This is a genomic window from Caulobacter sp. S45 (genome assembly GCF_903642205.1).
GTDB lineage: Bacteria > Pseudomonadota > Alphaproteobacteria > Caulobacterales > Caulobacteraceae > CAHJWH01.
Genome location: NZ_CAHJWH010000133.1, coordinates 1 through 8,903 on the forward strand (window position 1 = coordinate 1; position 8,903 = coordinate 8,903).

An 8,903-nucleotide genomic window follows, 5' to 3' on the forward strand; every position below is an offset into this window, starting at 1 on the left:
CGGCCTTGCTCAGCAGCGAGGCGATCGGCCCGGACCCCGCCGCATTGGCGCCGAGCGCGGCCGCCACCGGGGCCGCCACCGCGGGCGTGCCGGGGGGCGTGGCGGGGGAGAAGGCGCTCATGTCGGTAAAGGCGCGCTGCAGCCCGTCATAGACGTTGCCGCCGACCACCGACCCGTTGGCGCGGAGACTGTGCAGGATCACGTCGGCGATCTGCTCCGGCCCGAAGAACAGGGTGCGGTAAACGAGGCTCTGGTAGGTCCCCCACTGGGTGGCCAGCGCCAGCACCGCGCCGAGCTTCACCGTGGTGAGCGCCAGGTCGGTGACGGTCAGGGGCGTGCGGCCGAGCAGCAGGCGGTAGCCGACCAGGGCCACATAAAGGGTCATCAACACGGTCAGTACGCTGACGAAGGCGCCGCCGGGCTGGAACAGCGAGGCGTAGCCGGTCTGCACCACTGTCTGCACGTTGCAGTCCACCACGCCCAAGAGGCCCCGCACCAGCGGGTCGTCGGGACCGGGGACGGGGCATGCGCCGGCCATCAGCGTGCGGCTCGTTCAGTTGGAGTGGGCGCGCCGCTTATCCTCCCCTGCGCAGCGGGGGAGGTGGCGCGGGCCGCAAGGCCCGTGACGGAGGGGGCTGCCCGAACGCGACGCTGGGCTGCAGCCCCCTCCACCCCGCTAGGCGTGGTCCCCCTCCCCCGCTCCGCAGGGGAGGATTGTAACGTCACGCCCTTGAGCCACAGGCTAGCCATGTCCTAAGCGCGCTTCAGCAGCTGGGGCAGCCAGTCGGCGGGGGCGTCGCCGTGGACGCCGCGCAGCTCGTCCAGCCGGCGCACGCTCGACTCGCGACCGGACAGCACGGTGAGCAGGTCCGGCATGCCCCCCAGGTTCAGCCGCGCCACCACGCTGTCATTGCCGTGCTTGATCAGGAAGCAGTGGGTGGAGTCGGGCAGCGTGCGGACCAGCTCGAACTCGTGCGGGGTGAGGCCGAAGCCGCCGACATAGTCCGCCTCCTGCGCCTTCGGGTTGATCATGAAGATCTGGGTGGCGGCCTGCTCGATGATGGCGCTGGAGATGCGCGAACCCAGCGCATCCTGGGCGCTCTGGGTGCAGAAGCCGACGATGCCGTTCCTCTTGCGGATCGTCTTCTCCCAATCCTTGATGCGCTGGATGAAGACCTCGTCGTCGAGCGCCTTCCAGCCCTCGTCGATGACGATGATGGTCGGCTCGCCGTCCAGCCGCTGCTCCACCCGGTGGAACAGATACATCATGGCGGGGGTGCGCGCCGCCGGGTCGTCCAGGATCTGGGTCAGGTCGAAGCCCAGGGTGCGGGCCTCCAGGTCCAGTTCGTCCACCTCGTTGTCGAACAGCCAGGCATAGTCGCCCGCGCCGTGCCAGGGAGCGAGCCGGGCGGCCAGGTCCGTGCTGGAAGGGCGGCGCGAGCCTCGGAACAGCTCCACGAAGTGGCGCAGGCGCCGGTAGCGCTGGGGCTGGGCGAAGTTGGCGTCCACCGCATCGGCGATGGCGCCCACGTCCTCGGCGTCCAGCACCGGGCCGTTGGCGGTGATCAACTTGGCCGTCCAGTCGGCCAGGAAGCGGCGGTTGGCCGCGGTGTCCTCCAGCAGCAGGGGGTTCAGCCCCGTGGGCTGGCCGGGTCGCAGCACATCGTAGCGGCCGCCGATGGCGCGGAGGAAGATCTCGGCGCCGCGGTCCTTGTCGAAATAGACCGTGCGCGGGTTCAGCTTCTGAGCCTGGGCCAGCAGGAACCCCAGCACCACCGTCTTGCCCGACCCCGACGGCCCCACGCAGGTGAAATTGCCAAGGTCGCCGTGATGGAAGTTGAAGTAGTAGGGGCCGGCCGAGGTGGTCTCCAACACCGTGATCGCCGGGCCCCAGTGGTTGGCGGCAGGCTGGCCTACGGGGAAGTTGTGGCAGCTCGCGAGCGCTGCGAAATTGCTGGAAGAGACCAGCGCCCGGCGCGCGATATCCTTGAAGTTGCCGGGGAATTGGGCCCAGAACGCGGGCTCCAGGTTCACCTCCTCGCGCACGGCGATGACGCCGAGCTCGGTGAAGGCGGACTGCACGTCCGCCGCCGCCGCGTTCAGGGCGGCCTGGGTAGGCGCCTTGACCATCACCGTCATGTGGTGCTCGCCGAACGCCGCCCGGCCGGCCGCTACGTCGTCCTTGGCGGTGTAGAGGTCGCGGCGCAGGCTCGTGGCCTCGTCGTCGGCGGCCTTCATGCGGCGCAAAGCGAGGTTCATGCGGTCGAGCGTCGCCTGGCGGTCCACGAAGCCGAAGCTCTCGCTCAGCACCATCTCGTAGGGCAGGCGCAGCAGGTCGTCGAGCATGCCGGGTGTGGTCTGGCCCGGATAGTCCTTCACCGAGACCATGGCGGCGAACTGGCGCTCCAGCCGGCCGGCCGGTCCGAACTCGAGGCTGTCGGCGCCGAAGCTCACCCGGCGATAGGGAAGATACAGGCCGAGGTCGGCGCGGGGCAGGCGCACCGGGCGCGCCTCGCCGTTGTAGAGCAGCGACAGGAACTCCAGCGGCTCCGAGCACAGGCCCTGCGGCCCCTCGTAGGCGGTGAGCAGGCGCGCGCCATACGGGGCGAGCGCCGCCAGAAGGCCGTCGCGCGCGCCGTTCAGGGCGCCCACGTCGCGCACGAAGGCGGCGGCGGACTCCTGGCCGGAGGCGCGCCCGCGCACCACCTTGGCCAGCTCGCCCAGCACGCCGATGCGGCCCTGCAGCGGGCGGCGGATGACGGTGAGGAAGAGGTCGTTGACGTACATGCGGCGCGAGGCCAGCCAGTCCCGCCACTGGTCGTCCAGGGCGCGGCTGAAAGGGTCGGCGAACTCGCCGGGCAGCTCGGGCGAGGTCTCGCGCCTCAGCACATGGTGGTACAACGCGAAGCGGGAGTTGGCGACGCCTCGCAGCATCGTGTCACGCACCGACTTCCTGTAGTTCAACTCCTCGGTGTCGGCGGTCTCGAACGGGAAGCCGGCCAGGTGGATCACCTGGAGCAGCCGGCCATCGCGGGTCTCGATCGTCGAGTCGTCCACGTGGCGGGCGTAGGGCAGGCGCGAGCCGGCCGCCTGTTCGCGGCGCTCGTCGGGCCGCGGGGTTCGGGTCAGCAACGCTCCCATTCAGGGAGAGTACGAGTTGCAGCGCCAGAAGGAGGCGTTCTTCACCCGCGGACAGCGGCTGACCCTCACCAGCCACAGGTCGAAGAAGCGGGGCTCGCGCAGGCATCCGAGATAGCCGATGAAGTGCACCACCGGCGCGATGAGCAACGCCCAGAAGGAGTGGGTGATCAGGAACAGCTCGATGGTCACCACCGCGTTGAGCACGAAGTAGCTGTAGGTGACGCCGGCGAACATCTGCGGCCGCGTCAGCGCGCCGAACACGGGATCGCGGTCGAGCTGCGCCATCAGCCCCCGCCCGCCACCGAGCGGATGCCGGCCACGATGGCGGCGGCCCCGAACACGATGAAGCAGCCCAGGATCACCGTCGCCCCTCGCCGCCAGTCGATCCGGCCCGTGAGCATCAGCAGGCCCGTCGCGCCCACCGCGATCACCGCCAGGGCCGTGGCCACGTTGCCGAGCAGGGTGCCCTGCAGCCAGCTCACCGCGGTCAGGATGACGTTGGAGCCCGCGGGGTCCAGCTGCACCGACTGGGCGCGGGCTCCCCCGGCGAACAGCATACCGGCCAAGGCGGCGGTGAGGCCGGCCGTCGATCTGGTCCTGTCCAAGCGCATCCTCTTGCTCATCGGGCGACGCCTGAGGCGGTCGTCGCCTCGGCCACCTTGCTCAGCCGGTCCATGATGGCGGCGACATAGGCCTGGGTCTCCTTGAACGGCGGCACGCCGCCGTACCGGTCCACAGCCCCCGGGCCGGCATCATAAGCCGCAAGCGCGCGCATCAGATCGCCGTCATAGCGCTGCATCATGGCGCGAAGGTAGCTGGCTCCGCCGCTGAGGTTCTGAGCCGCGTCGGCGGGATCGATGCCCATGGCCCGGGCGGTCGCGGGCATCAGCTGCATCTCGCCCACCGCGCCTGCGTGTGAGACCCGGTCGGTGCGGTAGTTCGACTCCCGCCAGGCGACCGCGGAGACCAGCTCCGGGCTCAGCGCCGCGGCCTGGGCCGCCCGCGCCATCTCGGGTCCGGGGCCGACCGGCGGCGGCGCACGGCGGGCTGTCGCCCGAGGCCGGAGAATGGGCATGGCGCCGTCGGCGGTGAACAGCGTGGGGCCGTTATAGACCTTGACCTCGCCTGTCGAGCCGATCTCCAGCACCTGGGCGCGGGCGGCGGCCGCCGAGCTCAGCCCAAGAGCTCCCAGGCAAACGGCGAAGACGGCCGACATAGGTGGCGTCGGAAGTCTGACCAAGCACGACCTCACCTTTTTGGCGCCGCGGCCCCGAGCTTTCCAATCCAAAACGCGGCCTCGCTGAGTGGCTGATACGTCAAGAGAGTGGGCCATCACGCCTGCAAACGCAATTGAGGGCGCCCTGAGACGCTGGGCTTCTTCGGTTCAGGAGCCGCCTTGGCTCTTCATGTCCTGCTTGACACGGCCCCGATTTGGCCTCGAGAGCGCGACGCTTGAGGCTGGCGCCTTGAACCCTGCACAGGCCCGTTGAGGGCGCCCTGAACGCGGGGAGCAGGTCCGGCGAAGAGCAGAAGCGTTGACCCGGCGGTCACGCGCCTTCCCGCGACGCCGGGTAGGAGGGCCGGCTCACTCCGCCGGCGCCAGGGTTCGCACGTCGCAGGCGGCGAAGGTGGCCATGGTCAGGATCTGGGAGACGGAGGCCGACAGCGGGCAGATCTGCACCGGCTTGGACATGCCGAGCAGGATCGGCCCCTGCACCGTGGCCCCGCCCAGCAGGTGCACCAGCTTGGTGGAAATGGAGGCGGCGTGGATGCCGGGCATGACCAGCACGTTAGCGTTGTCGGTCAGCCGAACGAAGGGGTAGTTGGCGCGCTTCTCGGCGTCCAGCGCCAGCTCCGGCGGCATCTCGCCCTCGTACTCGAAGTCGAGGTCGTCCCTGGCGTCCATCATGGCCACCGCCCGGCTCACCTTCTCGCCCCGCTCGCCCGCCGGGTTGCCGAAGGTGGAGTAGGAGGTGAAGGCCACACGCGGGGTGAAGCCCATGCCTTTCACCGCGCCCGCGGCCTCGACGGCGATCTCCACCATCTCTTCGCTGGTGGGCAGTTCGGTGACGCTGGTGTCGGCCACGAAGATGGTGCGGCCCCGGGCCAGCAGGGCGGTCAGACCCACGACCCGGCCGCCGGGGATGGGATCGATCACCCGCTGCACCTGGCGCAGCGCCACGTTGAAGGTGCGGGTGACGCCGGTGACCATGCCGTCGGCGTGGCCCAGCGCCACCATGGAGGCGGCGAAGGAGTTGCGGTCCTGGTTGATCAGCCGCTGCACGTCGCGCTTCAGGTAGCCGTGGCGCTGAAGCCTGCTGTACAGAAAGTCGACGTACTCCGCGTTCTTCTGCGAGACCCGAGCGTTGACGATCTCCAGCCCGATCAGGTCCGGATCGACGCCCACCGCCTTGGCGTTCGCGCGCACGGTGTCCTCGCGCCCGCACAGGATCGCCTTGCCCAGGCCCTGCAGCTGGAAGGCGTGGGCGGCGCGGATGACGGAGGTCTCCTCGCCCTCCGCGAAGACCACGCACTTCCTGGGTCCGTGCTGCACTGCGCTGGTGATGGTCTGAAGGAAGGCCGCCGAGGGATCCAGCCGCTGGGCCAGACGGTCGCGATAGGCGGCCATGTCCTCGATGGGCTTGCGCGCCACACCGGTGTCCATGGCCGCCTGGGCCACGAAAGGCGGCACGTACCAGATCAGGCGGGGATCAAAGGGAGCGGGGATGATGTAGTCGCGCCCGAACTGCACCTCGCGCCCGTGATAGGCGGCGGCCACTTCGTCGGGCACGTCCTCCCTGGCGAGCTGGGCCAGGGCGTTGGCGCAGGCGACCTTCATCTCCTGGTTCACCCTGCGGGCCCGCACGTCCAGCGCGCCGCGGAAGATGTAAGGAAAGCCCAGCACGTTGTTGACCTGGTTCGGATAGTCCGAGCGGCCGGTGGCGACGATGGCGTCGTCGCGGGAGGCATGGACCTCTTCCGGCGTGATCTCCGGATCGGGATTGGCCATGGCGAAGATGATCGGCTTGGGCGCCATGGTCTTCACCAAGTCCTGGGTCAGGGCGCCCTTGACCGAGGTGCCGATGAAGACGTCCGCCCCGTTCACGGCTTCGGCGAGGGTGCGGAGCGAGGTGTCCACCGCATGGGCGGTCTTCAGCTGGCTCATGTCGCTGCGGCCGCGGTACAGCACGCCCTGCTGGTCCACGGCGATGCAGTTCCTTGGATCCACGCCCATGGTCTTGATCAGTTCGAGGGTGGCGATGCCCGCGGCGCCCGGGCCGTTCAGCACAACCTTCACGTCCTCTATCCGGCGGCCGGTGATCTCGCAGGCGTTGATCAGGCCGGCGGCCACGATGATGGCGGTGCCATGCTGGTCGTCGTGGAAGACGGGGATGTCGAGCAGGTCCTGCAGCGCAGGCTCGATGGTGAAGCAGTCTGGACTCCGGACGTCTTCGAGGTTGATGCCTCCGAAGGTCAGGCCGATGTTCTTTACCACGGTGATGAACTCGTCCGGGTCCTTGGTCAGCACCTCGATGTCGATGGCGTCCACGTCGGCGAAGCGCTTGAACAGCACCGCCTTGCCTTCCATCACCGGCTTGGAGGCCAGCGCGCCGAGGTCGCCCAGCCCCAAGATCGCGGTGCCGTTGGAGATGACCGCCACCATGTTGCCTTTGGAGGTGTATTCGTAGGCGAGGTCTGCATCCTTGGCGATCGCCAGCACCGGCACGGCCACGCCTGGCGAGTAGGCCAGGCTGAGGTCGCGGGCGGTGGCCATGGGCTTGGTGGCCACCACCGCGATCTTGCCGGGGGTGGGCAGCTGATGGAACGCCAGGGCCTCTTCGTCGGTGAAGCTCTTGCGGTTGTTATCGGTGGGCATGGCGTTTCCCTCGCGCCGACGTCAGGCGCTCTAGAAGCTCGGCTGAGGACTTCTGCGACGGGGCCATCGCCGCATCAAGGCCGCGAAGGGCTCATCCGGCTCTACGACGCGCCGCGGCCGAGCGCCTTCTGCAGCTCCGCCTTGCTCATCTTGGAGCGGCCGGGGATGTCGTGCGCCTTCGCCTCGGCATAGAGGGCCGCCTTGCTCGTATCTGCGCCGGCATGGCCTGTCTCCCGATCGTCGGCCGTCTTCTCCGCCACGTCCTTGGGCTGGGCGGAGAACTGCTTGCCCTTCTTCGTGTCGGCGCGTTTTTTAGCGGTGGTGCGGGCGTACTCCTCCTTGGTCAGGTGTTCGCGAGCCTCCTTGGGCAGATAACGTTCACCGGTCTTGCCGCTTTCCTGGCCGGACTTGGTGCCCCAGTCCTCGTCGGTCCATTGCTTCAGGTGGTTGTCGGCGCTCTTCTCGCCCTCGTAGCCGCCGCCTTCCTTCTTGTATTCGCCGACCGCGAGCTGGGCCTTGCGGGCGGACCACTGGCCGGGCTTACCGCCCTTGTCGCCTTCGGTCACCTCGTCCTTGACCTTCTCCCACAGCTTGGGATCAGTCTTCTTCGCCGTTCCAGACATCTCCACCTCCCTCGACACTATCGTCCAACCAGCGGGGCACGAGGGCGTTCCTAGCCCCGCACCTGGCCGGTTCCGCGCACCACGTACTTGTAGGTGGTGAGCTGCTCGGCGCCCACGGGGCCGCGGGCATGGAGCTTGTCGGTGGCGATGCCGATCTCGGCGCCGAAGCCGAACTCGCCCCCGTCGGCGAACTGGGTGGAGGCGTTGACCAGCACGATGGCGCTGTCCACCGCGGCCGTGAAGCGCGCCGCCGCCGCCGCATCCTCGGTGACGATGGCGTCGGTGTGGCCGGAGCCGTAGGTGGCGATATGGGCGGCCGCGGCCTCCACCCCATCCACGACGCGGACCGACAGGATGGGGGCCAGGTACTCGGTGGTCCAGTCCGCCTCGGTCGCCTCGGCCATCGCGGGGACCAGGGCGCGGGCGGAGGGGTCGCCGCGGAGGGCGCAGCCGGCGGCCTCCAGGTCGGCGGCGAGGGCGGGCAGCAGCGCCGGCGCGACGGCCGCGTCGATCAGCAGGGTCTCGGTCGAGCCGCAGACAGAAGTGCGACGCATCTTGGCGTCCACCACGATGGCGCGGGCCTTGGCCGGGTCGGCGGCGGCGTGGACATAGGTGTGGCAGAGCCCCTCCAGGTGGCCGAGCACCGCCACCCGCGCCTCCGCCCGCACCCGCGCCACCAGCCCCTTGCCGCCGCGCGGGATCACCAGGTCGACCGCGCCGCCCAGCCCCTGCAGGATCAGTCCCACCGCGTCCCGGTCGACGGTGGGGACGAGCTGGATGCAGTCCGCGGGCGCGCCCGCCGCCTCCAGCCCCTGCACCAGGGCGCGGTGCAGGGCGAGGTTGGTGCGCAGGCCCTCCGACCCGCCGCGCAGGATCACCGCGTTGCCGGAGCGCAGGCAGAGCGCCGCGGCGTCGGCGGTCACGTTCGGCCGCGCCTCGTAGATCACCGCCAGCACGCCGATGGGAGTTCGGACGCGGGCGATGTCGAGCCCGTTCGGCCGGGTCCAGCGCGCCATCTCCTTAGCCACGGGATCGGGGATGGCGGCGATCTCGCGCACCGCCTGCGCCACGCCGGCCAGCCGGCCGGGGTCAAGGGCCAGGCGGTCGAGCATGTTGGGGGCGAGCCCCGCGGCCCGCGCCGCCTCCAGGTCCTCGGCGTTGGCATCGAGGATGGCGGGGGAGGCGGCGACGACCGCCTCCGCCATGGCCGAGATCGCCGCGGTGCGCTGGTCCGCCCCGGCCTCGCGCAGCCACACGGCGGC

Annotated in this window: 8 protein-coding genes; all 8 read right to left on the reverse strand. The window is 69.9% G+C overall.

Features of this window, described 5'->3' with window-relative positions; translation table 11 throughout:
* A partial coding sequence (locus HUV06_RS12440) for a type IV secretion system protein (protein ID WP_174301581.1) occupies window positions 1-538 on the reverse strand: 538 nt, incomplete at its 3' end.
* 215 nt (window positions 539-753) lie between these two features.
* Window positions 754-3,132: a VirB4 family type IV secretion/conjugal transfer ATPase gene (locus HUV06_RS12445; RefSeq protein WP_254601091.1), complete on the reverse strand. Its 2,379-nt coding sequence runs from the start codon at window positions 3,130-3,132 to the stop codon at window positions 754-756.
* Window positions 3,133-3,141: 9 nt separating this feature from the next.
* A complete protein-coding gene (locus HUV06_RS12450; protein WP_174301583.1) occupies window positions 3,142-3,426 on the reverse strand; it encodes a type IV secretion system protein VirB3 in 285 nt (94 codons plus the stop codon).
* Complete coding sequence (locus tag HUV06_RS12455; RefSeq protein WP_256430070.1) at window positions 3,426-3,746, reverse strand: TrbC/VirB2 family protein; 321 nt, start codon at window positions 3,744-3,746, stop codon at window positions 3,426-3,428. Before HUV06_RS12455 ends, HUV06_RS12450 begins: the two co-directional genes overlap by 1 nt.
* 14 nt (window positions 3,747-3,760) lie before the next feature.
* Window positions 3,761-4,357, reverse strand: a complete 597-nt coding sequence (locus HUV06_RS12460; protein ID WP_174301585.1) for a lytic transglycosylase domain-containing protein — start codon at window positions 4,355-4,357, stop codon at window positions 3,761-3,763.
* 369 nt (window positions 4,358-4,726) lie between these two features.
* Complete coding sequence (locus HUV06_RS12465) at window positions 4,727-7,018, reverse strand: NADP-dependent malic enzyme (RefSeq protein ID WP_174301586.1); 2,292 nt, start codon at window positions 7,016-7,018, stop codon at window positions 4,727-4,729.
* A 101-nt stretch (window positions 7,019-7,119) separates the two neighbouring features.
* On the reverse strand, window positions 7,120-7,641 hold the full coding sequence (locus tag HUV06_RS12470; RefSeq protein ID WP_174301587.1) for a hypothetical protein: 522 nt from the start codon (window positions 7,639-7,641) through the stop codon (window positions 7,120-7,122).
* A gap of 50 nt (window positions 7,642-7,691) precedes the next feature.
* Window positions 7,692-8,897, reverse strand: a complete 1,206-nt coding sequence (locus HUV06_RS12475; protein ID WP_174301588.1) for a glutamate-5-semialdehyde dehydrogenase — start codon at window positions 8,895-8,897, stop codon at window positions 7,692-7,694.
* Between the last annotated feature and the right edge of the window lie 6 nt (window positions 8,898-8,903).

What these genes read in the sequence shown, in the direction of transcription:
- HUV06_RS12450 (WP_174301583.1), bottom strand. Translation starts at nt 3,426, where the DNA reads ATGGCGCAGCTCGACCGCGATCCCGTGTTCGGCGCGCTGACGCGGCCG.
- HUV06_RS12460 (WP_174301585.1), bottom strand. Translation starts at nt 4,357, where the DNA reads ATGTCGGCCGTCTTCGCCGTTTGCCTGGGAGCTCTTGGGCTGAGCTCG.
- HUV06_RS12465 (WP_174301586.1), bottom strand. Translation starts at nt 7,018, where the DNA reads ATGCCCACCGATAACAACCGCAAGAGCTTCACCGACGAAGAGGCCCTG.
- HUV06_RS12470 (WP_174301587.1), bottom strand. Translation starts at nt 7,641, where the DNA reads ATGTCTGGAACGGCGAAGAAGACTGATCCCAAGCTGTGGGAGAAGGTC.